We start from the raw sequence: 23879 nt of genomic DNA, 5'->3' as shown, positions 1-23879 counted from the left end.
AGCAGTACCTGAACGATGTCGTTGTATTCAACCTGAAGCCGGGGGATGGTTTCGTTGAGGGTGCGTGCCACTTCGTGCAGACTGAGTACCGCATCCTGTGTGGTTACGATGCTGTCGGCACTGTTGCGAACAACTTCCCAGCGCTGCTGAACGGCGCTTTCTGACGCCAGGCTGCTGGCGGGCAGTCCGGTAGCGGGGTTACCCTCAAGAATGAAGCCCCACAGGCGGGCAAATTCGTTGCGGCTGCGCTGCAGCTGATCGAAGGCTTCCGGGGTGCCGGCCGCTGCTTCTGTGGCGTTACTGGCGATTTCCTGCGACAGAACCCTGAGCTCACTGGCGTGTGCAATGTATTCCTGATCGTTGCGGCTGTCCCTGTTGATCATGAACAGGACCACTACGAGCAGCACGGTGAGTGCGATCAGCGCTGCGATCAGGCCGGCAACAAGCTTGTTGGCACCCTGTCCCATGCTGAATCTTCCGGCTTTGTTTTTCATCTTTGGCTCCCGGCCTCTTCTTTTTTTGGCTGATTAGGTTCTGCGGGTATGACGGCCAGGCGGTGCCGGTACGGCCGTTAACACTACCACTGTGACACATCCAGAAAGTGCTCATCATCGATAAGCGCGAAAGTTGAGAACACGTTCCAGATTTCGTCGTCCCGGACGTAGCCTCCCTGGACAAACGGCTGAATGGCCTCGGCTACATCTCCGCCTTCCGGCTGGAAACTGTCCATGGCGAAATACTGCATGCCGGCTACGTCATCCACCACCAGACCGCTGAACAGATCGTCTTTTTCAACAATCAGGACGCGCTTGTCGCGGGTGCTGCGGGGGAGTCTGGGCAGGCCGAAAAACTGTGCCAGATCGATAACCGGCAGCAGTCGTCCGCGGACATTGGCGGCGCCAAGCATGAACGGGCGAACGCCGGGGATATGGGTGTATCTGGGCACATGGAGGATTTCCACCACTTCACCCATGGGCGCAACAAAACGCTGGCCTGCCAGGGTGAAGCCGATGCCGTTCCATAACGAGACGGCCTCCTGCTGTTCCGGCAGGCCGGTAGCCAGTGACCGGCTTCGCCGGGCGATATCCGTCAATACGGCAAAGGGGGCGGCCTGCTCAGACATGCTTACTCCACGGGCATCAGTCAGGAAACGAGGCTATTGATCGTGCTGATAAGATCACTTTCGTTGACCGGCTTGACCAGATAGCCTTTTGCGCCCTGGCGAGTGCCCCATACCCGGTCAGTCTCCTGATCCTTGGTGGTGACAATAACCACCGGAATTGAGGCGGTTTCCGGAGCACGGGTCAGCTGGCGGGTGGCCTGGAAGCCGTTCAGGCCGGGCATCACAACATCCATCAGGACCAGGTCGGGGTTCTCGGCTCTGGCCATGGCAACGCCATCGGCGCCATTGTCGGCCGTCAGTACCTGGTGTTTGTGCTTTTCCAGGATGGTGGAGATTTTCTTAATTTCTGTCGGGGAGTCGTCAACGATCAGAATTCGGGCCATGGTGTCCTCGATGATTCTATGCTGGGATGGCTTTTACTGTTCCGCCTGTGGAACATACTGGCGAATAGTGCTGAGCAGCTCATCTTTGCTGAACGGTTTGGTCAGGTATTGGTCTGAACCCACTATGCGCCCTTTCGCCTTGTCAAAAAGCCCATCCTTGGAGGACAGCATGATGACCGGCGTCTTGCGGAACGCAGAGTTGTTCTTGATCAGAGCGCAGGTCTGGTAGCCGTCCAGCCGGGGCATCATGATATCGACAAAGATGATGTCCGGGTGGGTATCGGCTATCTTGGCGAGCGCATCGAAGCCATCGGTCGCGGTGATTACCTCGCAGCCAACTTTCTTGAGGAGCGTCTCTGCGGTGCGACGAATGGTCTTGCTGTCGTCAATCACCATGATTTTCAGGTTTTCGAAGTTGTCATCCATTGTGCAACTGCCTTGCGCTCTGCGAGTGTCATTGTTCAGAGAGTGGCTTTTTAACACACTATTTGAAGGTGTTCTATCAAGCCCCTCTATTTATAGGATATTCGTGACCTGTGACAAAGTTTATTCGTGTGACGGATTGTACCCGGCCCGCGGAAGTGCCCGGCAAGGCAACGGATCAGGTGCAATCCGCTGGCAGGTGCAATACCATTCGTCATCACAGCATAGCACTGTTTAAAGCGTATGCTCTGTTGACGGGTTCCTGTTTTTCGATGATCAAGCTGAGTGAGGCGCCATGACAGTCCGAATCGGTGTAGTGATGGATCCGATCGAAGATATCCATTTCAAGAAAGATACCTCTCTGGCCATGCTCTGGGCTGCCCGTGAGCGTGGCTGGTCGGTAGAGTACATGGAATTGCCGGACCTCTATGTGGCCGACGGCGAGGCCCGGGCCCGGGTAAGGGCGCTGGACGTGCGGATGAATCCGGATGACTGGTACAGCTTCGGGCGCGAGGCCGATATCGCGCTGGGCGATCTCGATGTCATCCTGATGCGCAAGGATCCCCCGGTGGACCGCGAATTTCTGATGGCTACCTATATCCTTGAAGCCGCAGAGCGCCAGGGCGCGCTGGTGGTCAATCCGACCCAGGCGCTGCGGGACTGCAATGAAAAGCTGTTCGCCACCCGGTTTACGGAGTGCACACCACCGCTGATCGTGACGCGGTCTGCGCAGCGCCTGCGGGCATTCTATGCAGAGCACCGTGATGTGATCATGAAGCCGGTGGATGGCATGGGTGGCAAGTCCATCTTCCGGATCCGGGAAAATGATTTCAATCTGGGCGTGATTATCGAGACCCTCACCAGCAATGGCGAGCATCAATGCATGGCCCAGAAGTTCATTCCGGAGATCGCCGAGGGTGACAAGCGCATCCTGTTGATTGACGGCGAGCCGGTCCCCTACGCCCTGGCGAGAATTCCGTCGGCTGGCGAGAATCGTGGCAATCTCGCCGCCGGTGGCCGTGGCGAGGGCCGGGAGCTGACCGCCCGGGATCGGGAAATCTGCGCTGCAGTGGCGCCGGTCCTGAAGGAAAAAGGCCTCATTTTTGTCGGTATCGATGTAATTGGTGACTATCTGACGGAAATTAACGTGACCAGCCCCACTTGTGTCCGGGAACTGGATGCGGCCTTCGACATTGATATTGCGGGTCAGCTCATGGATGCGATTGAGCGACGTCTGGGATAATGACGGACTCAGTGGAGTAATTCAGGGAAGGTTTTTGCATGGCAGTCCAGGTTACGGCGACCGATCGCCTCACATTCACGATCTTCATGGCGCTGGTGCTCCATGCTGTGCTCCTGCTGGGTATCACGTTCGCCCCGGAATCGCCCCAGGCCAGTGCCCAGACCATGGAGATCACCCTGTCCCGGTTCGATGACGAGGCCCCGGACGACGCAGACTTTCTGGCCCAGACCAGTCAGCAGGGCAGTGGCAGTGAAGAGGAACGCCTGGAGCAGACCAGCCCCGAGATGGCCGAGGTGAACGCGCCCGTTATAGATCAGGTGCAGCCAGAACCGCCGGCGGTGAATGAACCACCGGCGGATCCGGAGCGTGAGCTGGTGCAGACCGTTGCCCCCAGCCAGCAACGCGCCCCGGACAGTCGACCGGCGGAACAGCCCCCTGAAGAGCAACTGCCGGTGGCCGAGCGGCGTAGCCTGATGGAGCGCAGTCTCGAGATCGCAAGCCTGGAAGCGCGCCTGGATGCCCAGCGCCAGGCCTATGCCCGCCGGCCGCGGGTGACCCGTATAACGGCCGCCTCCACGCTGCAGTCGTCCAACGCCTGGTATGTGCAGGACTGGGTGTCCCGGGTGACGCGGGTGGGTAATCTCAATTACCCGCCGGAAGCACGCGAGCGAAGCATTTATGGTGACCTGAGGATGCTGGTATCCTTGCGTAAGGACGGTACTATTAAACAGGTAAGTATTCTGGAATCTTCCGGAAGCCCGGTACTGGACGATGCCGCCATACGTATCGTGCGCATGGCCGCTCCGTTTGCTCCGTTTCCGGACGAAATGCGGGAAGAAACCGATGAGCTTGAAATTATTCGAACCTGGTCATTCCAGCGTCGTGGGTTGTCGTCAGGATGAGTGATAGCACCCGCCAGCCCGGAAACAAAACCGGCGGCGCACCGGGTGAGCGCGGCGAAAGCCTCGCCAATCATTTTCTGGTAGCGTCACCCTGGCTTGCTGACCGGCGTTTTCACGGCAGCATCGTCTACCTGTGTGATCACAGCAAGGACGGCGCGTTCGGGGTGATGATCAACCAGCCTCTGGATGTTTCTCTTGGTGAAATCCTGGAACAGCTGGATATGGACGGCGGCCATCTGGAAATTCCGGTGTTTGGCGGGGGGCCGGTGCAGCAGGAACGGGGGTTTGTGTTGCATCCACCGGCACGGACCTGGCAACACACCTCCCAGGTCAGCGATCAGGTCGATGTGACCACCTCGAGAGATGTGCTTGAAGCCATTGGCCGTGATGAAGGGCCGGAACGGTTTCTGGTGGCGCTGGGCTATTCCGGCTGGGGTGACGGACAGCTGGAAGAAGAGCTGTCCGGTAACGCCTGGCTTACTTGTGAGGCCGACACGGCCATTCTTTTTGATACCCCCTGGCAGGAACGATACGATGCCGTGCTCCGCCTGATGGGTGTCGATGTCAGCCAGCTGGATCAGTCGGTGGGCCATGCCTGAATCCGGTCAGCGGCAGGTGCTGGCATTTGACTTCGGGCTGCGGCGTATCGGTGTGGCCTGGGGCCAGGAAATGCTCGGCAGCGCCCGCCCGGTATCGATGATTCCTGCCAGAGATGGGGTGCCGGACTGGGCCGCCATTGAAGCATTGCTGAATGAATGGCGCCCGGATCTGGTGGTGGTGGGCCTGCCATTGAATATGGATGGCAGCGAGAGTGATCTGTGCGCCCGTGCCCGCAAGTTTGGCAAGCGTATCCATGGTCGCTTTCATCTGCCCGTCGACATGATGGATGAGCGCCTCAGCAGTGTGGAGGCCAAAGAAGTCGCCCTTGCCGCTGGCGGCAGCAGTGATTTCGGTCGTCACGGCGTCGATGACCTGGCTGCGGTCCTGATCCTCGAGAGCTGGTTCAATGATCAGCGTTCCAGATCTTCTCACTTATTGCCCGGAGGCAGATGTAACCACTATGACTGACTTACCTCAGGTTTCTCCGTTACTGGACCGGCTGGAGTCCGGGTTGCGTCAGCATTTGCAGAGTCGGGGTATCGATCAGCCGGTGCTGGTGGGGATTCGCACCGGCGGGGTCTGGATAGCCAGGGAGCTCTACCGGCGTCTAGGTCTGCCGGATGAGCCCGGTGAGCTGGACATCTCGTTCTATCGCGACGATTTCAGCCGCATCGGCCTGAACCCCCGGGTGACGCCCTCCCATCTGCCGTTTGAAACCGAAGACCAGGACATCGTCCTGGTGGATGATGTCATCATGAGTGGTCGCACCATTCGCGCCGCCATGAACGAGCTGTTTGACTATGGCCGGCCCAGCTCCATCACTCTGGTAACCCTGCTGGATCTGGGTGCCAGGGAGCTGCCGGTGCAGCCTGATGTGACGGGCCACCGGCTGGAGTTGCCCCCGCACCAGAGGGTCAAGCTGACCGGCCCGGAACCACTGGCCATTGAGCTGCGGGAGGTGGCGCAATGACATCAGGCCACGATGAACCCCTGGCCATGAGCGCCCACGATCGTGCCTCCCGCAAGCTTCAGCTGACCGCAGACGGTCAGCTTCGGCATTTTCTGACCCTCGATGGCCTCGGCCGGGGGTTGCTCACGGATATTCTTGATACGGCGGATTCCTTCATTGAAGTGGGTGAGCGGGCCATCAAGAAAGTGCCGCTGCTACGTGGGCGTACCGTGGTCAATCTGTTTTTCGAGTCCAGTACTCGCACCCGTAGTACCTTTGAGCTGGCAGCCAAGAGGCTTTCCGCCGACGTCCTCAATCTTGATATCAATACGTCGGCTACCTCGAAGGGCGAATCTCTCTCAGACACCCTGCTTAATCTTGAGGCCATGGCCAGTGATATGTTTGTGGTGCGCCATTCCCAGAGCGGGGCGCCTCACTTCATCGCCGAGTCCGTGACCCCGGGCGTAGCCATTATCAACGCCGGCGACGGTCGCCACGCCCATCCGACCCAGGCGATGCTCGACATGCTGACCATCCGCCAGAACAAGGGCTCGTTCGAGGGTCTCAGGGTGGCCATTGTTGGCGACATTCTGCATTCCCGGGTGGCCCGTTCCCAGATTCGTGCCCTGCATACACTCGGTGTGGAAGAGGTCCGGCTGATTGCTCCAGGCACCCTGTTGCCGGCGGATGTCCAGAGTCTTGGCTGCACCGTGGAATACGACATGAACAAGGGTATGAGGGATCTGGATGTGGTCATTATGCTGCGTCTGCAAAGGGAGCGAATGGAAGGGGCCCTGCTGCCCAGTGAGCGGGAGTTCTACCGGCTTTACGGACTGGATACTGAAAAACTGATGTTGGCGAAGCCGGACTGCATCGTCATGCATCCGGGCCCCATCAACCGGGGCGTGGAAATTGAATCAGCGGTGGCCGACGGTCCCCAGTCGGTCATCCTGAGCCAGGTGACCAACGGCATTGCGATCCGGATGGCGGTGATGTCCATGGCAATGAGTGGTCAGGTTGCCGAGCGGGCCAGTCGTCAGCAGCAGGAGGCCGGTGAGTGAATCCTTACATTTCACGTATTATCAATGGCCGGATGCTGAGTGCCACCGGTGACCTGCTGGAGGAGACTATCTCACTGGGCATTGCCGGTGAGCGTGTTGCAGAGATCAACCGGGCACCGGATTCTGCTGTTGCGGGCGATGGCGTACTGGATGCCCGTGGTGCCCTGATCCTGCCCGGCTTTATTGATCTGAGCTGTAATCTGAGGGAGCCCGGGAATGGCCAGAAGGGCAACATTCAGTCGGAAACGCTGGCCGCTGCCCACGGTGGTTTTACGACCGTCTGTGCGTCTCCGGATACATCTCCGGTCAACGATTCCGGCGCGGTTACCCATCTGATCCGCGATACCGCGCGAGTCCGTTCCGGTATCCGGGTGCTGCCCCTGGGGGCGGCCACCCGGAGCCTGGAAGGGGAATTGCTCAGCGATATGGTGGGTCTGAAAACCGCTGGTTGTGTGGCTTTCAGTAATGGTTCCCGGCCCCTGGCCAACGCCCGGATCCTGCGCCGCTGTATGGCCTATGCGCAAACGTTCGGGCTGACCCTGATGCTGCAGCCGGTGAATCAGGCCCTGGCAGCAGACGGATACGCCCACGATGGCCCGGTGGCGGCGCGTCTGGGCTTGCTGGGTGTTCCCGAAGTGGCGGAAACCGCGGCCGTTATGGAGATGCTGCTGCTGGCGGAGGAAACCGGGGTACGCCTGCATCTGGGCCAGTTGTCCTGCGGCCGCAGCGTGGCAATGATCGCGGAAGCAAAGGCTCGTGGTGTTGCCGTGACGGCCGATGTCGCCATGCACCAGCTGATGTTTACCGATGAGGCGCTGTCCGGCTTCGACAGCCGTTACCATGTGGTGCCGCCGCTGCGTTCGGAAGCCGATCGCAAGGCGTTGCTGGCGGGCGTCGAATCCGGAATCATCGATGCCATTGTCAGTCAGCACCGGCCCGATGATTCCGCCTCCAAACTGGCGCCGGTAGGGGTTACGGCGGCCGGCATGTCGACCGTTGAGAGCGTGTTTTCAATGGGTCTGATGCTGGTGCAACGGGGAGAGCTGAGTCTGGCGGCGCTGGTGCGGGGGCTGACCCGCGGTCCTGCCGCTGTGCTGGGGCTCAGCAGTGGTCTTGACGTCGGAGCGCTGGCGGATTTCAGTGTCTGGAATCTGGACGAAGTCTGGCTGGCTACGCCAGAGGCGCTCAGGTCCAGAGGACTGCACGTGCCGATTGCCGCAGCGCCTCTGGCGGGGGTCAATCACCACACAGTCTGTGGTGGCCGGCTGGCCTGGTCCCGGGGCTGACAACACCGGCTCTCGCCCATCTGGGGCGGCGCCGCTACACGCCGTACCCACAGAAAAAACCCCCGGGTTTGCAGCCCGGGGTTTTTGTGTCGGCAACAGCTGACGGATCAGAGCTTCGGGCCGGCGGCCACGATGGCATCCGATACTTCAAACTTCCTGAAGTTCTCCACAAACTGAGTGATCAGATCCTTTGCCTTGGCGTCATACTCGGCCTTGTCCGACCAGGTATTGCGCGGGTTCAGCAGATTGCTGTCCACACCCGGTACTTCGGTGGGGACTGACAGGTTCAGATCCGGCAGATGCTCACTGCTGACATTATCCAGCGCACCGTTCTGAATGGCGCTGATGATGGCGCGGGTGGTGGGAATGCTGAAGCGCTTGCCGACACCGTGGGGACCGCCGGTCCAGCCGGTGTTTACCAGGAACACCTTGCTACCGAACGCATCCATCCGCTTCATCAGCAGTTCGGCATAGACCCCGGCAGGACGTGGGAAGAACGGCGCGCCGAAACAGGTGGAGAAAGTGGACTTCAGCTTCGAAGAAGAGCCCATCTCGGTAGACCCCACCAGTGCTGTGTAACCACTCAGGAAGTGATAGGCAGCGGCTTCCTTGCTGAGAATGGACACGGGCGGCAGGACACCGGTCATGTCGCAGGTCAGGAAAACGATGGCTGAGGGTTCCCCCGCCAGATTCTCCAGAACGCGCTTTTCGACGTGCTCCAGCGGGTAGGCGCAGCGGGAGTTTTCGGTCAGCGATACATCGGTGTAATCCGGCTCGCGGGTATCCTGGTCAATGGTGACGTTCTCAACAATGGCGCCGAAGCGGATTGCATCCCAGATAATCGGCTCGTTCTTCTGACTCAGGTCGATGCACTTGGCGTAGCAGCCACCTTCGATGTTGAACACGGTGCCGGGGCCCCAGCCGTGCTCGTCATCACCGATCAGGAAGCGGTCAGGGTCCGCCGACAGGGTGGTCTTGCCGGTGCCGGACAGGCCAAAGAACAGGCAGGTTTCGCCGTTGTCACCAACGTTGGCAGAGCAATGCATCGGCAGCACATCACTGGCGGGCAGCAGGAAGTTCTGTACCGAGAACATCGCCTTTTTCATCTCTCCGGCGTAGTGCATGCCGGCGAGCAGGACCTTGCGCTTGGCAAAGTTGATGATGACGCAGCCATCGCTGTTGGTGCCGTCACGCTCCGGCACACATTCGAAGTTGGCGGCATTGAGGATCTGCCACTCGTCCTTGCTGGCGGGATTGTAACTGTCGGGCCGGATAAACAGATTGCGGCCAAACAGATTCTGCCAGGCGGTTTCCGTGGACATGCGAACCGGCAGGTAATGCTTGGGATCGGCGCCAACGTGAACGTGAGACAGGAAATGTTCTTTCGACGCGAGGTAGCTGTCGACACGGTCCCACAGGGCGTCGAAACGGTCCGGGTCGAAAGGCCGGTTGATCGGCCCCCAGTGGATGTCGTCCGCAGTGCTCGGCTCCTGAACGATGTACCGATCCATCGGTGAACGGCCGGTTCGTTTGCCGGTCTTTACGACCAGCGAACCATTAGCGGCCAATTGACCTTCATGTCTTTCCAGTGCCAGCTCGACCAATCGTGCTGAGCTCAGATCTTTATAGGTTGTGCTCACTTCGACCTCGCCCTCAGGGTGTCTTGTGATTGCTCCGGCCGCCGGTAACCGCAGTGGCTACAGGGTTGGCGGATTTATGAACAATCGGATCAATTCAGGCGCGCTATTATGCCAGACGCGCCTGCAAAAAACGATAAGTCCGGAAAGCCCGCCATGACTGGCTTTCCGGGCATGTGTACGGATTCAGTGCAGGGTATGACCGGTGAATAACTGGTCGATATCTACCCGCTGAAAACGGTATTGGGCGTGACAGAACTGGCAGTCCATTTCAATACTGCCCAGTTCGTCCAGAATGCTGTAACACTCGTCGCGGCCGATGGCTTCCAGGGCGGCCAGTGTTCGCTCCCGGCTGCAGCTGCACTGGAAGATCACCGGCTCGGCATCAAACAACCGGACATCTTCTTCATGAAACAGCCGGTGCAATACGGTCTGGCTGTCCAGTTCCAGCAATTCCTCGGCAGTAATGGTGGCCGCCAGATGCTCTACCCGTTCCCAGAGTTCGTTATCTTCGTCAGTGGCGCCGGGAAGCCGCTGAAGTAGCAGGCCCGCGCTCTGCTCCTCATCCGCAAACAGGAACAGCCGGGTGGCAATCTGTTCTGAGCGCTCGAAATATTCTTCAAGGCAGCCTGCGAGGCTGTCTGCCTCCCGTGGCACCACACCCTGATAACGCTGACCCTGATCCGGCGTAATGGTAATGGCCATGCGCCCCTTGCCCAGCAATTCGTTGATGCCACCGGCGCTGGCCGCTTTCTCGTCAAATCGTGCCAGGCCCCGGATGCGGCGGTCTTCACTGCACTCGGTCATCAGGGTCGACATGGGGCCGTCGCCGCTGGCCTGAATGGACAGTGTACCCTTGAATTTGAGTGTGCTGCTCATTAATACGCTGGCAGCCAGGGATTCGCCCAATAACTGACGAATGATCATCGGATAGGGTGCCTGCCCGGTGATTTCCTGATAACTGGCGGTAAGCTTGACCCAGGCGCCCCGAATCTGACTGTTTTCAAATAAAAACTTGTGAAACTGATCGGTAGATGCCAACAGTTGTCTCCTGTGTCTGAGGTCGGGGCTCTATACGAGAATAATTGGCCAAGGGATGATTGAGCGACATTGCAGGCGGGTTCAGACGCCTTGTTCATCCCGGAATTTCTGCAAGACCCGGCGGTCTTTTTTGGACGGCCGGCGGGCGGGTGGCAGTTGCGCGGCCATCATGGTCTTGCGCTGCCAGGCCATATCTTCCCGTTTACGGACACTGTCTTCGGTTTCGTGATAAAGGGCCTGAGCTTCCGGTGCCCCGCGCCGACGGTCACTGATGCCGTCTACAATGATGGTCTGTTCCTGCCAGCCTTTGCGAAGTTTCAGGCGGGCGCCGGTTTCCACGGCTTTTCCGGGCTTGCAACGCTGATCGTTGTAATGGACCTTGCCACCTTCAATGGCTTCTTTGGCCAAGGCCCGGGTCTTGTAGAAACGTGCCGCCCAGAGCCACTTGTCGAGGCGAACCTGGCCGTTGTCAGAACCCGCTGAACTCATCTGTGCTCGCTCACGCCTGAATATCTGCGGTCATTATACCGTTCCTCGCCGGCGGATGGCAGTCGGGTGCAAGCCTTGCATGTGCAGGGTCGGCAGGATTTCATCGAAATGCCGTGTCGAGGGCAGGCTCGGGTGAGGCGCCCGGGCGGGCTGCTGGCTGTCAGGTTCGAGGATGGCAAGGCACTGGCCGATGCCGGCCCGCAGCGCTGACTCAAGTACCGGAAAGCTGTCGTCGACCATCAGGGCGGACTCGGGGTGGTAGGGATCCCGTTGACGCAGGTTCTGCCAGAACAGCTGGTCCTCCTTGGCGGCCCCCAGGTCGTGGCTCGAAACAATATCGTCGACGTAGGTGTCGAGGCCGGTCCGATCCAGTTTCAGCCGCAACGGGTCGGGGTGACAATTGGTCAGAATGACCGTGCGGAACCGATTTCGCCGCAGGGCTGCCAGAAAGTCCTGAACATGGGGCCGCCAGGCAATCCGGTCGCCAACTTCGGCTTTGAGTCTTGTAATATCAAGGCTGAGCCGGTCGCTCCAGTAGTCAGTGCAGTACCAGTTCAGGGTGCCTCGCTCCGCCTGGATCATGGTCAGGATCAGTGTCCTGGCTTCATCGGGATCCAGCCGGTTGGCCTCGGCATAGCGCCGGGGCAGATGCTCAAGCCAGAAATGGTTGTCAAAATGCAGATCCAGCAGTGTTCCGTCCATATCGAGAAACACGGTTTCAGCACGGGACCAGTCAATCATAAGGCAGCCTGAAGAGTGCATGCTGGTGCGAAGGCACGACTTCGCACAGTGAGTGATTAAATAGCAGGCTGACGCAGTTTGCTGACGGCCGCAAGTGGTTTCGTGACCATTCAAAGGGGCACCCCGGGAATGGATGCAGGCCCTCAGCGCTGGCAAACCGGGCAGTAAACGGTGGTTCGCTGGTTCATCCGGATTTCCCGCAACACCCGGGTACAACTGGTGCAGGGCAGGCCGCCCCGGCCATAGACCAGCAACGACTGGGCGAAGTAACCCGGCTTGCCGTCGCTGTTCACAAAATCCCGCAAGGTGGTGCCGCCCAGAAGAATGGCTGCGCTGAGGGTTTCCCTGATGTGGATGCAAAGCTGATTATAGCGTGCGGCACTGATACGTCCCGCTGCCCGGGTAGGGTGAATGCCGGCCTTGAACAGGGCTTCGTTGGCATAGATGTTGCCCACCCCAACCACATTGTGGTTGTCCATCAGAAAGGATTTTACCGGCGTTTGCCGGCCCCGGGATTTTCGCCAAAGGTACGGGCCATTGAATTCTGCGGACAGGGGCTCAGGTCCCAGTGCGGCCAGCAGTGGATGCTGTTCCGGTTGTTCGCTCCACAGCCAGCAGCCAAATCGCCGGGGATCATTGAAGCGCAGCAAGGTACCGTCAGTGAAGGACAGTTCAATATGATCGTGCTTCAGTGGCGCCGACTGATCCGTAATGACCCGCAGACTTCCTGACATGCCGAGATGGACAATCACCGCGCCGGCGGTAAAGCGCAGCAACAGGTATTTGGCGCGACGGTCGGCTTCCAGCAGGACCTGGCCCTCGATTCGCTGCGGCAGATCGGCAGGAACCGGCCACCGCAGCCTGGCATCTCTAACGGTCAGTGCAGCAACAATTTTGCCTTCGCAGTGGGGCGCAATGCCACGCCGCGTGGTTTCAACTTCCGGTAATTCGGGCACAGCCTACTCCGAATGATAAAACGGTAACGAACCTCAGGTTAAACCCTGTTGTCTGGCGTACAGGTGTACGCTAAAGTGATGTCTGTCTGTGCTTTCCGACAGCACTGTCTGCTGCCAGAGTTTTGAGGAATTTTCTATGTGGTACAACGGCCTGCTGGGTCTATCCGTCACCCAGTTAATACTGGTCACGTTTCTGCTGACGCATATCACTATCGTCAGCGTCACGCTCTACCTTCATCGCCATTCTGCCCATAATTCGCTGGATCTGCACCCGGTACTGAAGCACTTTTTCCGGTTCTGGCTGTGGCTGACCACGAGTATCAATACCCGCGAATGGACCGCGATCCACCGCAAGCATCACGCTACCTGCGAAACCGAGAACGATCCCCACAGTCCGGTGATCAAGGGCATTCGCAAGGTGCTGTTTGAAGGTGCTGAACTTTACGCGGAAGCGACCACGCCGGAAACCCTGGAGCGCTTTGGCCAGCGGACCCCGCAGGACTGGATCGAGCGCAACCTGTATACCCGTCATCGCAATCTCGGCATCGCCCTGATGGCGGTGATCAATCTGATGCTCTTTGGTGTTCACGGTATCTGGATCTGGGCCATTCAGATGATGTGGATTCCGATCTGGGCGGCGGGCGTGGTCAACGGTGTCGGTCACTGGATGGGTTACCGCAATTACGAGTGCAGTGACAATGCCCGCAATATCTTCCCGCTGGCCTTTCTGATCGGTGGTGAGGAACTGCACAACAACCACCACACCTATCCGAATTCCTCAGGCCGAAAGGCTACAAGCCCATTGCGCACTGGGTACCCGGCAAGCGGGAAATGGACGTGGACACCGTGCAGGCGATCGCCAACAATCGGTTTGATATCATGCGTCAGTATCGCAAGCGCGTGATGGAGCCGGTGCTGCGCCAGCAACGGTCACTGCTGGATGACGAAATCCGTCCCCGCTATCGTCGGCTGAAGAAACTGCTGTCCCGCGAGGAGTCACTGATTCAGCCGGTGGATCGGGATCATCTGGATCAGGTGCTTGAGAAGCATGCGGTGCTGAAGCAGATTTACGACAAAAGCCACGAATTGCAGGCCCTGTGGCGTCGCCGCGGTCTCAAGCCCCAGGAGAAGCTGGACGCCTTGATGATCTGGTGCCGTGATGCGGAGGCCAGTGGTATCCGTTATCTGGAAGACTTCGCCGCTCATCTGCGGTCCTATTCCCTGCGGCCGGCCTGACTCAGTCCTGCTGCAGGGGCTGGATCCGGTAGAGCGCGTAGGTAACCTGCCCCGCCGTTTTGCTGCGGTGCAGGTGCCAGTTCTCTGGCACTGCGGGTGCTTGTCGCTCACTCTCGTATTCCATGTAGATCCAGCTGCCGGGCAGCACCCATTGGTGAGTCTCGAGCAGCGGAATCAGGCGTTCCAGCCAGCCCTGCCGAAACGGCGGATCCATGAACAGGATGTTGAAAGGCTGTTCCGGCGGCTGCGTCAAAAGCTGCTCAACCGGCTGACAGCGGACCTCCCCCCTGGTGCTGCCCAGCAGCGTGAGATTGCTGGCCAGCGCCCGGGCCAGGGCAGGGGTGTGGTCCACCAGCACAGTGTGAGCCGCTCCGCGGGACAGTGCTTCCATGCCAAGGGCGCCACTGCCGGCGAACAGATCCAGGCAACGACTGCCCGCCAGATGGTAGTTAAGCCAGTTGAACAGCGTTTCGCGGATTCGGGAAGGGGTCGGGCGAACACCGCCGGCGTCCGGAAACCGCAGTACCCTGCTGCGCCATTCGCCCCCGATAATCCTCAGCTCCCCGCCCGCTGAATCGGACGCGGCCTTGCCGGTACGTTGGCGGTTGACCGGGGTGTTGGATTTTACAGAGCGTGCAGGTTTGCGGGGTGCCATAGCTGGACTCGGGACTAGCGGTTGAAATCAGTGCCGTTGCTGGCGCTGAACGGGCCGGGACGCTGCGCTATCTTAGCGGAAACAGGCGCCTGCGGTAAGACGGGTTTGTACCTCGCCCCTGCCAGTCGCTAGAATGAACGCTTTCCTGACCGCCGTGGCATTTCCGGGGTCTATCCGGCTAACAGGGATGCCGCTGTCCGTTGGCGCCCCCGCACCTTCCTTTTTGATAAATGGTATGACAAATGATGGCAGAGTGGATTCTTATCGGCCTGTTGGTACTTCTTGTACTTGGATTTGTGCTGGATGTGGCCAGCCGCCGCGCGGCGCTGCCCCGGCCCCGGCCAGTCGTCCCGCGTAAGCCTGAAGAACCGGCAGCCGCGCCACCGGAGCCTCTGCCAGCGGCGGTTGAAGCAAAGGCGGATGCCGATGCGGCAGCGGTATCCCCGGCCGTCGCACCGCCGCCTGTTGCTGAGCCCGAGCCACGGGTCGAAGCTGTTCCAGAGCCAGAGCCAGAGCCAGAGCCAGAGCCAGAGCCAGAGCCAGAGCCAGAGCCAGAAGTCAGAATCAGTGTCTTCCAGAGGATTCGTCAGGGCCTGGGTAAAACCCGCGCCAGTCTTGGTGGCGGGCTGTCTGGCCTGTTCGTGGCCGGCAAGAAAGTAGACGCGGACCTGCTGGAAGAGGTCGAAACTACCTTGCTGATGGCCGATGTGGGTGTCACTGCCACCACCGAGATTATTGACTCGCTGACCGAAAAACTGAATCGCAGCCAGTTGAAAGATGGCACAGCCCTGCGCACAGCGCTGAAAGCTGATCTGAGCGCGTTGTTGGCGACCAGCGCTGAACCACTGAAAATTGATCGCAGCAAAACCCCCTGGGTGCTGCTTATGGTTGGGGTGAACGGGGTTGGCAAAACCACCACCATCGGCAAGCTTGCCCGGCAGTTTCAGAGCGAGGGCCATTCGGTCATGCTGGCGGCAGGTGATACCTTCCGGGCAGCGGCGGTGGAACAGCTCCAGGTCTGGGGTGAGCGTAACAAGGTGCCGGTGATTGCCCAGCATACCGGTGCGGACAGTGCCTCTGTGATATTCGATGCCGTGCAGGCCGCCAAGGCCCGCGGTATCGATATTCTGATCGCGGATACCGCCGGCCGGCTGCAGAACAAGGATAACCTGATGGGCGAGCTCGAAAAGGTGGTCCGGGTCATGAAGAAGCTGGACGATACCGCGCCCCATGAGGTCATGCTGGTGCTGGATGCCGGTACCGGCCAGAACGCCCTCAGTCAGGCTCAGGTATTCCAGCAGGCCGTCGGCGTCAGCGGTATCACCCTGACCAAGCTGGATGGTACCGCCAAGGGTGGTATTGTATTCGCTATAGCCCGCCAGCTGGACTTGCCCATCCGGTACATCGGTGTCGGTGAGCAGGTAGAGGATCTGCGCCCCTTCGAGCCGGCCACCTTTGTAGATGCCCTGTTTGACGACCAGTAATGGCGTCACAGTCGGGAGCCAGGGAGTAAGCTTCTCCGATGATCGAATTTCAGCAGGTTACCAAGCGTTACGACAGTGACCACACGGCACTGCGTCATGTCAGTTTTGGTCTTGAGCGGGGCGAACTGGCTTTTCTGACCGGGCACTCCGGTGCCGGCAAAAGCACCCTTCTCAAGCTGATCCTTCTGATGGAGCGGCCTACGGCCGGCAAGGTGATGGTGGGAGGGCGCCTGCTGAACACCATGCCGCGGCGGCAGATTCCTTATATTCGCCGGCATATCGGAGCGGTATTCCAGAATCACCAGTTACTGTTTGATCGCACTGTTTTCGATAATGTCGCCATGCCGCTGGAAGTCATGGGCGTTTCTCATCAGGATATCGGCCGCCGGGTACGTGCGGCGCTGGATAAAGTCGGACTGCTCAGCAAGGAAAAGATGAACCCGGTACAGCTGTCTGGCGGTGAGCAACAGCGGGTCGGAATTGCCCGTGCCGTGGTCAACAAACCCCCGGTGCTGCTGGCGGATGAGCCTACCGGTAACCTGGATCCGCAGCTCTCTGCAGACATCATGCATCTGTTCGAACAATTCAGTCAGGTGGGGGTGACCGTGCTCATCGCCACTCACGACATTGCGCTGATTGAGTCCATGGGACGCCGTCGTCTGATTCTTGATCAGGGCCAGCTGGCAGAAGAGGGCGTGCAATGAGTACCCGCGGATCTGAGCCAAAAGGCTCCCCGCCACGGGGCGCAGGACGGCTAGCCGAAAACCCCTCTGGCCGAGGGGGCAGGCAAGGCGCCGCAAAGGTCGGCGGGAAAGCTGCGGGGCGGGGCGCCGGGGCCGGCGCCGGTAAATCCCGGCGCTCCCTGAAAACGTTGCTGACCGGTTACCGTGCCCACCACCTCAAAGTGGCCAGGGACAGCGCCCAGCGCCTGTGGCAGGCTCCGATTTCGACGCTGATGACCTGGTCGGTGATGGGAATCGCGCTGGCCCTGCCGGTTGGCCTGATGTTATTGCTGGTCAGCCTGCAGGGCATCAGTACCGGCTGGGAAAGTGCAGCGCGGGTAACGGTTTACCTCGAAGATGCCGTAACCGACAGCCAGGCCGACACGCTCAGGGCTGAAATTCTGGACAGCCCGGCGGTTGCCGAGGTTGTCTGGATTCACAAGGATGAAGCGCTGGCAGAGTTCCGGGCGTCCTCCGGGTTGACCGACGCCCTGGACTATCTGGATGACAACCCGCTACCTCATACTTTTCTGGTAACACCGGTGGATGCCGACCGCAATGCAGACGGTGTCGATCGGCTTGCGGCTGAACTGGCGGATTATGATCTGGCCGCCAGAGTTCAGGTGGATCTGGGGTGGTTGCAGCGGCTGGCGGCCCTGACCGAGGTGATCGCCCAGGGCGTCTGGGTGCTGACGGTGTTGCTGGCAGCGGCAGTGATGCTGGTGATTGGCAATACCATTCGTCTGGCCATTGAAAATCGCCGGGATGAAATTCTGGTGGCGAAACTGGTGGGCGGAACAGATGCTTTCGTGCGTCGGCCTTTCCTGTATACCGGGGCCTGGTACGGTCTGGGTGGCGGCGTTGTGGCGCTGCTGATTCTGCAGCTGTCCCTGTGGTGGCTCAACGGACCCGTCAGTCGGTTGGCCTCGCTGTACAACAGTGAGTTTCGCCTGTCGGGGCTGCCGTTTGATGGCGTTCTTGGCCTGCTGGCAATGGCGGTGGTGCTGGGCTGGCTGGGTGCCTGGCTTGCGGTACGACGGCATCTGGACGATATTGATCCGGCGGAAATGGCGTGAGCCGGATAGCTTTCCTGATCGTAATCAACCGCTATTGGCGGAACCCTTGCGTATGACCTAATTGTGTTATGCTGGGATATGGATTGGCGCGTGCACAAAACGGAGCGTGCACTGACCTGCTTGCTGGTGCTGACCGGACTTCAATGGCCGGTTGATATCGGGAACTTATTCAAAACTTGGCTGTCTGATAGTAAATTGCTATATTGACGGGTCGTCAAGTGCGGAGGAAATACATGGGCACGAGTTTACAGTTAGCTGATCGATTGGTCCCGGGTGCCAACCTGGAGGCCTATGTACAGGCGGCTGCTCGCATTCCGGTACTGACTGTCGAAGAAGAGCGCGAGCTTGGCGAGCGCCTTTACTACGATGGTGACGTGGACGCTGCGCGATCACTGGTGCTTTCCCATTTGCGTTTTGTTATTCATATTGCCCGCAGTTATTCGGGCTATGGCCTGGCTCAGGCGGATCTGATCCAGGAAGGTAACGTTGGCCTGATGAAGGCGGTGAAGCGCTACAACCCGGAGTATGGCGTTCGTCTGGTTTCGTTTGCCGTACACTGGATCAAGGCCGAGATCCACGAGTTCATCCTCCGTAACTGGCGGATCGTGAAGGTGGCCACCACCAAGTCCCAGCGCAAACTGTTTTTCAATCTGCGTAGTCAGAAGAAGCGCCTTGGCTGGCTGAGTCATGATGAGCTCAATGCGGTAGCCAGTGATCTCGGAGTGGAGCCAAAAGTGGTGCGTGAGATGGAGGGCCGGCTGGCTTCCCATGACACCTCCTTTGATGGCCCTATGGACGATGACGACGACAACGCCTATCAGGCACCGGCTTATTATCTGGAAGACCATCGCAGTGACCCGGCCCGTCAGCTTGAACAGTCTGATTGGACCGACGATTCCAACGGTCGTCTGATGGAAGCTTTGACCGAGCTGGATGAGCGCAGTCAGGATATCCTGCGGGAGCGCTGGCTGACCGACAGCAAGTCCACCCTGCACGAACTGGCGGACAAATATGGTGTCTCTGCGGAGCGCATCCGTCAGCTTGAAAAGAACGCCATGAAAAAAATCCGTAGCAGGATGACAGAGGCCGCGTAAGTTCCTGGCCAAGGTTGAACCTGTTACCGAAGAGAACGCCACCTGCTGCCAACAGTCGGTGGCGTTTTCGTTGGTGCTTTGAAAACTAGCAGAATCTGAAACCGGATGAGGAGATCTGACCTGTGACGCTGCCACGCATTGCCTTTCTCGGGATTGGTCTGATGGGCGCGCCCATGGTCGACAATCTGTTGTCCGCCGGCTACCCGATGTCACTCTGGAATCGTACCCGTGCCAAGTGTGAGCCGTTTGCCGCCAGGGCGACTCTCTCGGAAACCCCGGTGGAGGCGGTAACCGGAGCCGATGTCGTGATCACCATGCTCGAGAACGGCACTGTCGTGGAAGAGGTGCTGGTGGCCCAGGGCGCGTTGACAGCTCTGGGCAAGGGCAGTGTGCTTATCGACATGAGTTCGGTACAACCGGCGCTTGCCCGGCACCATGGTGAACTTGCTGCCGGGCAGGGCGCCGGTTATCTGGATGCGCCTGTGTCCGGCGGCACCCGTGGAGCCGCATCGGCGACCCTGAGTATTATGGCCGGCGGCAGTGTGGAGCACCTCAATCGCGTCCGATCGCTGCTGGAAGTCATGGGCAAGGTGACCCATATTGGTCCCGTGGGCGCGGGGCAACTGGCCAAGCTGGCAAACCAGGCCATTGTCGGTATTACCATAGGCGCGGTATCCGAGGCCCTGTTACTGGCAGCCAAAGGCGGTGCTGATCCGGGGGCGGTTCGGGAGGCGCTGATGGGGGGCTTTGCCAGCAGCCGTATTCTGGAACAGCACGGTCAGCGGATGATTGAGCGGGACTTCACGCCCGGTGCGCCGGCTCGTATCCAGCTCAAGGATCTGGGCATGATTCTGGACGAGGCCCGCGCTGAAAACCTCACCCTGCCCCTCGCCCGGCAGGTTCATCACAGCTACCTTTCCTTGCTGGCCAACGGTCATGGTGAGGTTGATCACAGTGGTTTGCTGCTGGAACTGGAACACCTGAACGGTGTCCGCCTGGGTGGTGGCAAGCCGGCACCGGCTGAGCGGGAGCGCTGATCGTGCCGCGCTTTGCCGCTAACCTGACCCTGCTGTTCACCGAATTGCCGTTTATGGAGCGTTTTGCGGCCGCCCGGGCCGCTGGCTTTGACGGCGTCGAATATCTGTTTCCTTATCAGTGGCCGGCGGATCAGCTGCGGGATCGACTGACTGCCCATGGCCTGACTCAGGTATTGTTCAACCTGCCTCCCGGCAACTGGCCAGCGGGCGAGAGAGGCATCGCCTGTCTGCCCGACCGGGTCGCCGAATTCCGGGAAGGTGTCACACTTGCCCGCCGTTACGCTGGTGTACTGGGCTGCCGGCGTCTGAACTGCCTCGCAGGTCTGCGTCCTGACGGTGTGGCTGACCAGCTGTTGTGGGATACTCTCACCGACAACCTGCGCTGGGCGGCGGCACAGCTGGCTGAGGACGGCATCGATCTGTGTCTGGAGGCCATCAATTCGAAGGTGGATATGCCGGGCTTTCTGGTGGATTCCTCCACCGGGGCTATGGCGGTACTGGATGAGGTGGGCGCCAGTAACCTGTATTTACAGTATGATATTTACCACATGCAGATTATGGAGGGCGATCTGATACGGACCCTGGAGCGGCTGCTCCCCCGAATCGGTCACATCCAGATTGCCGATAATCCGGGCCGTCATGAACCCGGTACCGGGGAGATAAACTACCCGGCGGTATTCCATGCACTGGACCGTATGGGCTATGGTGGCTGGGTCAGCGCCGAATACCATCCGCTGAACGGGACATCAGAGGGGCTGGGCTGGCTGCCCTGATTTGTGCGTCGTTAATCACGACACCCTCTTACAGGATCGTAACTGGCCGGAAATGACGGCAGCCCTTACTCTGGGTGCCAGACTTCATGCAAACCGTATCGCAGGAGGAACACCGGTGAAAGCGCTGGTAATCGAAGACGATCAGGATGTTGCAAACTACCTTGTCAAAGGTTTGAAAGAATCAGATTTCGTGGTCGACCATGCGGCCGATGGCAAGGATGGCATGATGATGGCGGCCAGCGAGGAATACGACATTATGATCGTAGACCGCATGTTGCCGGGTATGGATGGTCTTTCGATCATCAAAACGGTACGTGCTACTGGCAATCAGGTTCCGGTGCTTATTCTCAGTGCTCTTGGCGATGTCGATGACCGGGTTGAAGGTCTTCGCGGTGGTGGCGATGACTACCTCACCAAGCCGTTTTCGTTCACCGAGCTGCTGGCCCGTATCGAGTCCCTGGTGCGCCGTAATCGCCAGGCGGCCGAGACCGAAACGGTGCTGAAGGTGGCTGACCTGGAGATGGACCTGCTCGCACGAACCGTCAAACGAGCCGGCCATAGTATCGACGTTCAGCCCCGGGAATTCCGTCTGCTCGAATATCTCATGCGAAACGCCGGCCAGGTGGTTACCCGGACCATGCTGCTGGAAAAGGTCTGGGATTATCATTTCGATCCGCAAACCAACGTCATTGATGTTCACATCAGTCGCCTGCGAGCGAAAATTGACAAGGAGTTCGAGACCCCGCTGCTGCAGACAGTAAGGGGCGCCGGGTACATGCTTCGTGAGACTGCTTAGTCAGCTAAGAACATCCACCTTTCAGCTGGCCCTGCTGTATATGGTGGTTTTTGCCACCTCGGTATTCCTTCTGTTGGCGTTCATTTACTGGCGGACAGCCGGTTTCATGACCGCGCAGACCGACGAAACCATTGAGGCGGAAATTGCCGGGCTGGCGGAGCAATACCGGGGGCGCGGTGTTAATGGCCTCATCACGATTATTCGTGAGCGGGTTGCCCGCGATCCCAATGCCAAGTCCCTTTACCTGCTGACCACCGATGATTACCTGCGCCTTGCGGGAAATCTCAATGCCTGGCCGGTCGAGGCGCAGTCCCAGGGTACCTGGATCAACTTTACTCTTGATGAAACTCTCGGCTGGAGTGGGCCACCGCGGATGGCGCGTGCCCGGATATTTGAAGTACAGGGCGGCCTGCGTCTGCTGGTGGGGCGGGATGTGGATGAGCTCAACACCCTCAAGAAACTGATCGAAACCGCCATAAACTGGGGTATGGGCATTACTCTGGCTCTGGCTCTGCTCGGTGGTTTCATGATGAGCCGCAGCACGACTCGCCGCATCGAGGTCATCAACAATACCTCCCGCAAGATCATGAACGGTCACCTGTCACAACGTATTCCAACCCGGGGCACCCACGACGATTTCGATCAGCTGGCTGATAACCTCAACCAGATGCTGGATCGGATCGTGTACCTGATGGAAGGCATCCGCCACGTCTCTGACAGTATTGCCCACGACCTCCGGACACCACTGACCCGCCTGCGTAACCAGCTGGAAACCACACTGATGCTGGTGGACAACGACGAGGCCCGGGAACAGGCAGGCCGGGCGGTGGCGGAAGCCGATCAGCTGCTGGCAACCTTCAATGCACTGCTGCGAATCGCCAGGCTGGAAACCCGGGGCAACAGTGCCGACATGAAGCGGGTCTCGCTGGGACTGCTGGTCAGCGACGCCTGTGAGTTGTATGAAGCGCTGGCGGAGGACAAATGTCAGACCTTTGTCCAGAATCTCGATGAGCAGGTGATTGTGGAAGGCGACCGGGATTTGTTGTTCCAGATGGTCAGTAATCTGATTGATAACGCCATCAAGTACACCCCTGAGAGGGGCAAGATTCAGGTCCGGGTTTTCGGCAGTAATGACATGGCGGTTTTCGAAGTGGCGGATTCTGGCATCGGTGTACCGGATTCGGAAAAGCCCCACGTTTTCCAGCGCTTCTATCGTGTCGGCAAGAGTCGGTCACTGCCCGGTAACGGTCTGGGCCTGAGTCTGGTCAGCGCCGTAGCGGAAATTCATCAGGCCCGGATTGAGCTGAGCGATCATCACCCGGATGCTGAGTTTCCCGGGCTGTGTGTGCAGGTCCAGCTGCCGCGATATGAGGCCGGCAGGGCCAAAAGAATCCGTTCGGTTCCCGCCGTTTCAGCGAAGGATCTGGAAGCGGGTGAGTCGTTTCAGCCTGCTGGCCAGGGGAGCCAGCAAAGCTGAGTCACTTTGCTCCACTCGTGTCAGCTTTTGATCGGCTTTCGCTCTTGCTCGTTCGATGCGGGTCTGCAGACTCTCCCATTCGCCTTCCAGGTGGTGCTGTTGCGCCATCAGGAAAGCTGCCAGATTGTGCCGGTTCACCTTGTCGGTGACGCCCAGACGCTCAAGCTGAAACCCCAGTACATCTACTCCGCGCAGGGCATTTTCGGTTAAACGTTCGGTTTTCATCAGTCAATCCTGTTATTGCCAACAGAGGTCCAGAGCGGCACTGCCGGGGATATGAAAAGCGGTATCGGACAGTTTCTGGAGCTTAGCGATCTGCGTTAGAGTATACAACCTAAGGCAAAATTGATCAGGATCTGACCAAATTGTCATTCCCTCGCCACGTCCGGTTAAGAGTTGATATGGATAATGGATCCTGCAGTAGCGAAGCAGACTACCATCCCGTCTGCTTCTCCCTCCAGCACAGCGCTAGCCTTGACCCCGCATTGATTGCGGGGTTTTTTTATGGCGCTGACTGCTCGTAGTGGATGCTCACAATGCTCCAGCTGACCAGGCCACCCGGGGTCTGAACGGTGGCTTCATCGTCCACCTGTTTTTTGAGCAGGGCGCGGGCCATGGGCGAGTCAATGGAAATGTAATCCTTGCTGAGAGACAGTTCGTCGTAACCAACGATACGGAATCGGCGGCTTTCACCT

The 23879-nt window shown here is 59.1% G+C and carries 27 protein-coding genes and 1 pseudogene; 16 read left to right on the top strand and 12 right to left on the bottom strand.

Annotated elements, in window-relative coordinates; all coding sequences use genetic code 11:
* The 4 genes from AAC035_RS04285 to pilG form a co-directional block, all read right to left on the bottom strand.
* Positions 1 to 494, bottom strand: a 494-nt coding sequence (locus AAC035_RS04285) for a type IV pili methyl-accepting chemotaxis transducer N-terminal domain-containing protein (RefSeq protein WP_339800357.1), incomplete at its 3' end; no start/stop codon positions are given.
* 83 nt (positions 495 to 577) lie between these two features.
* Positions 578 to 1123, bottom strand: coding sequence for a chemotaxis protein CheW (locus tag AAC035_RS04280; protein ID WP_339800354.1), 546 nt, complete (start codon positions 1121 to 1123; stop codon positions 578 to 580).
* 20 nt (positions 1124 to 1143) lie between these two features.
* The gene (pilH, locus tag AAC035_RS04275; protein WP_339800353.1) at positions 1144 to 1506 is read right to left on the bottom strand and encodes a twitching motility response regulator PilH; all 363 of its coding nucleotides are present in this window, start codon (positions 1504 to 1506) and stop codon (positions 1144 to 1146) included.
* 33 nt (positions 1507 to 1539) lie between these two features.
* Positions 1540 to 1932, bottom strand: a complete 393-nt coding sequence (gene pilG, locus AAC035_RS04270) for a twitching motility response regulator PilG (protein ID WP_339800350.1) — start codon at positions 1930 to 1932, stop codon at positions 1540 to 1542.
* 292 nt (positions 1933 to 2224) lie between these two features.
* Here pilG and gshB point away from each other — a divergent pair, with 292 nt between their 5' ends.
* Genes gshB through AAC035_RS04235 form a run of 7 tightly spaced genes read left to right on the top strand, consistent with a single transcriptional unit; the run spans position 2225 to position 7970 of the window.
* The gene (gene gshB / locus AAC035_RS04265) at positions 2225 to 3172 is read left to right on the top strand and encodes a glutathione synthase (protein WP_339800347.1); all 948 of its coding nucleotides are present in this window, start codon (positions 2225 to 2227) and stop codon (positions 3170 to 3172) included.
* A 38-nt stretch (positions 3173 to 3210) separates the two neighbouring features.
* Positions 3211 to 4074: an energy transducer TonB gene (locus AAC035_RS04260; RefSeq protein WP_339800344.1), complete on the top strand. Its 864-nt coding sequence runs from the start codon at positions 3211 to 3213 to the stop codon at positions 4072 to 4074.
* Positions 4071 to 4673, top strand: a complete 603-nt coding sequence (locus AAC035_RS04255; RefSeq protein ID WP_339800341.1) for a YqgE/AlgH family protein — start codon at positions 4071 to 4073, stop codon at positions 4671 to 4673. Before AAC035_RS04260 ends, AAC035_RS04255 begins: the two co-directional genes overlap by 4 nt.
* Positions 4666 to 5142, top strand: coding sequence for a Holliday junction resolvase RuvX (ruvX, locus tag AAC035_RS04250; RefSeq protein ID WP_339800338.1), 477 nt, complete (start codon positions 4666 to 4668; stop codon positions 5140 to 5142). Before AAC035_RS04255 ends, ruvX begins: the two co-directional genes overlap by 8 nt.
* A complete protein-coding gene (gene pyrR / locus AAC035_RS04245) occupies positions 5135 to 5644 on the top strand; it encodes a bifunctional pyr operon transcriptional regulator/uracil phosphoribosyltransferase PyrR (RefSeq protein WP_339800336.1) in 510 nt (169 codons plus the stop codon). The genes ruvX and pyrR overlap by 8 nt, the downstream gene beginning before the upstream one ends.
* 26 nt (positions 5645 to 5670) lie before the next feature.
* Positions 5671 to 6684, top strand: coding sequence for an aspartate carbamoyltransferase catalytic subunit (locus tag AAC035_RS04240; RefSeq protein WP_339800359.1), 1014 nt, complete (start codon positions 5671 to 5673; stop codon positions 6682 to 6684).
* Complete coding sequence (locus AAC035_RS04235) at positions 6681 to 7970, top strand: dihydroorotase (RefSeq protein ID WP_339800333.1); 1290 nt, start codon at positions 6681 to 6683, stop codon at positions 7968 to 7970. The genes AAC035_RS04240 and AAC035_RS04235 overlap by 4 nt, the downstream gene beginning before the upstream one ends.
* 107 nt (positions 7971 to 8077) lie before the next feature.
* Here AAC035_RS04235 and AAC035_RS04230 read toward each other — a convergent pair whose 3' ends face one another.
* The 5 genes from AAC035_RS04230 to mutM all read right to left on the bottom strand — a co-directional run bounded on the left by AAC035_RS04230 (position 8078) and on the right by mutM (position 12834).
* Complete coding sequence (locus AAC035_RS04230) at positions 8078 to 9610, bottom strand: phosphoenolpyruvate carboxykinase (protein WP_339800330.1); 1533 nt, start codon at positions 9608 to 9610, stop codon at positions 8078 to 8080.
* 183 nt (positions 9611 to 9793) lie between these two features.
* Positions 9794 to 10648, bottom strand: coding sequence for an Hsp33 family molecular chaperone HslO (hslO, locus tag AAC035_RS04225; protein ID WP_339800327.1), 855 nt, complete (start codon positions 10646 to 10648; stop codon positions 9794 to 9796).
* An 81-nt stretch (positions 10649 to 10729) separates the two neighbouring features.
* Positions 10730 to 11137: a ribosome-associated heat shock protein Hsp15 gene (hslR, locus tag AAC035_RS04220; protein WP_339800324.1), complete on the bottom strand. Its 408-nt coding sequence runs from the start codon at positions 11135 to 11137 to the stop codon at positions 10730 to 10732.
* A gap of 33 nt (positions 11138 to 11170) precedes the next feature.
* Positions 11171 to 11878 (bottom strand): GMP/IMP nucleotidase, encoded by a 708-nt coding sequence (yrfG, locus tag AAC035_RS04215; RefSeq protein ID WP_339800322.1) that lies wholly within the window; start codon positions 11876 to 11878, stop codon positions 11171 to 11173.
* 143 nt (positions 11879 to 12021) lie between these two features.
* Complete coding sequence (gene mutM / locus AAC035_RS04210; RefSeq protein ID WP_339800319.1) at positions 12022 to 12834, bottom strand: bifunctional DNA-formamidopyrimidine glycosylase/DNA-(apurinic or apyrimidinic site) lyase; 813 nt, start codon at positions 12832 to 12834, stop codon at positions 12022 to 12024.
* Positions 12835 to 12970: 136 nt separating this feature from the next.
* Here mutM and AAC035_RS04205 point away from each other — a divergent pair.
* Positions 12971 to 14070: pseudogene (locus AAC035_RS04205) on the top strand (fatty acid desaturase).
* Position 14071: 1 nt separating this feature from the next.
* Here the strand turns inward: AAC035_RS04205 and rsmD are convergent.
* On the bottom strand, positions 14072 to 14725 hold the full coding sequence (gene rsmD / locus AAC035_RS04200; protein WP_339800316.1) for a 16S rRNA (guanine(966)-N(2))-methyltransferase RsmD: 654 nt from the start codon (positions 14723 to 14725) through the stop codon (positions 14072 to 14074).
* A gap of 242 nt (positions 14726 to 14967) precedes the next feature.
* On the opposite strand from rsmD, the gene ftsY reads away from it, so the two are divergent.
* From ftsY to AAC035_RS04160, 8 genes are all read left to right on the top strand, one after another.
* Positions 14968 to 16209 (top strand): signal recognition particle-docking protein FtsY, encoded by a 1242-nt coding sequence (gene ftsY, locus AAC035_RS04195; protein WP_339800314.1) that lies wholly within the window; start codon positions 14968 to 14970, stop codon positions 16207 to 16209.
* A gap of 38 nt (positions 16210 to 16247) precedes the next feature.
* Complete coding sequence (gene ftsE / locus AAC035_RS04190; RefSeq protein WP_339800312.1) at positions 16248 to 16913, top strand: cell division ATP-binding protein FtsE; 666 nt, start codon at positions 16248 to 16250, stop codon at positions 16911 to 16913.
* Entirely contained in the window at positions 16910 to 18007 is a 1098-nt protein-coding gene (gene ftsX / locus AAC035_RS04185; protein ID WP_339800309.1) for a permease-like cell division protein FtsX, read from the top strand. Before ftsE ends, ftsX begins: the two co-directional genes overlap by 4 nt.
* A 233-nt stretch (positions 18008 to 18240) precedes the next feature.
* Positions 18241 to 19101 (top strand): RNA polymerase sigma factor RpoH, encoded by an 861-nt coding sequence (gene rpoH, locus AAC035_RS04180; protein WP_339800306.1) that lies wholly within the window; start codon positions 18241 to 18243, stop codon positions 19099 to 19101.
* Positions 19102 to 19223: 122 nt separating this feature from the next.
* Positions 19224 to 20138 (top strand): NAD(P)-dependent oxidoreductase, encoded by a 915-nt coding sequence (locus tag AAC035_RS04175; protein WP_339800303.1) that lies wholly within the window; start codon positions 19224 to 19226, stop codon positions 20136 to 20138.
* A 2-nt stretch (positions 20139 to 20140) separates the two neighbouring features.
* A complete protein-coding gene (gene hyi / locus AAC035_RS04170) occupies positions 20141 to 20911 on the top strand; it encodes a hydroxypyruvate isomerase (RefSeq protein WP_339800301.1) in 771 nt (256 codons plus the stop codon).
* A gap of 115 nt (positions 20912 to 21026) precedes the next feature.
* Entirely contained in the window at positions 21027 to 21707 is a 681-nt protein-coding gene (locus AAC035_RS04165; protein WP_339800298.1) for a response regulator transcription factor, read from the top strand.
* The gene (locus AAC035_RS04160) at positions 21694 to 23184 is read left to right on the top strand and encodes a HAMP domain-containing sensor histidine kinase (RefSeq protein WP_339800295.1); all 1491 of its coding nucleotides are present in this window, start codon (positions 21694 to 21696) and stop codon (positions 23182 to 23184) included. The genes AAC035_RS04165 and AAC035_RS04160 overlap by 14 nt, the downstream gene beginning before the upstream one ends.
* Here AAC035_RS04160 and AAC035_RS04155 read toward each other — a convergent pair.
* A complete protein-coding gene (locus AAC035_RS04155; RefSeq protein ID WP_339800292.1) occupies positions 23119 to 23409 on the bottom strand; it encodes a hypothetical protein in 291 nt (96 codons plus the stop codon). The two genes, AAC035_RS04160 and AAC035_RS04155, sit on opposite strands and share 66 nt — an antisense overlap.
* A gap of 277 nt (positions 23410 to 23686) precedes the next feature.
* On the bottom strand, positions 23687 to 23879 hold a 193-nt coding region (locus AAC035_RS04150; RefSeq protein ID WP_339800288.1), incomplete at its 5' end, for a GreA/GreB family elongation factor.

The organism is uncultured Marinobacter sp. (genome assembly GCF_963974375.1).
In the GTDB taxonomy this organism is placed as follows: Bacteria; Pseudomonadota; Gammaproteobacteria; order Pseudomonadales; family Oleiphilaceae; genus Marinobacter.
Note: the sequence above shows the minus strand (reverse complement) of the source record. Positions and strands in the feature narration are given on the sequence as shown.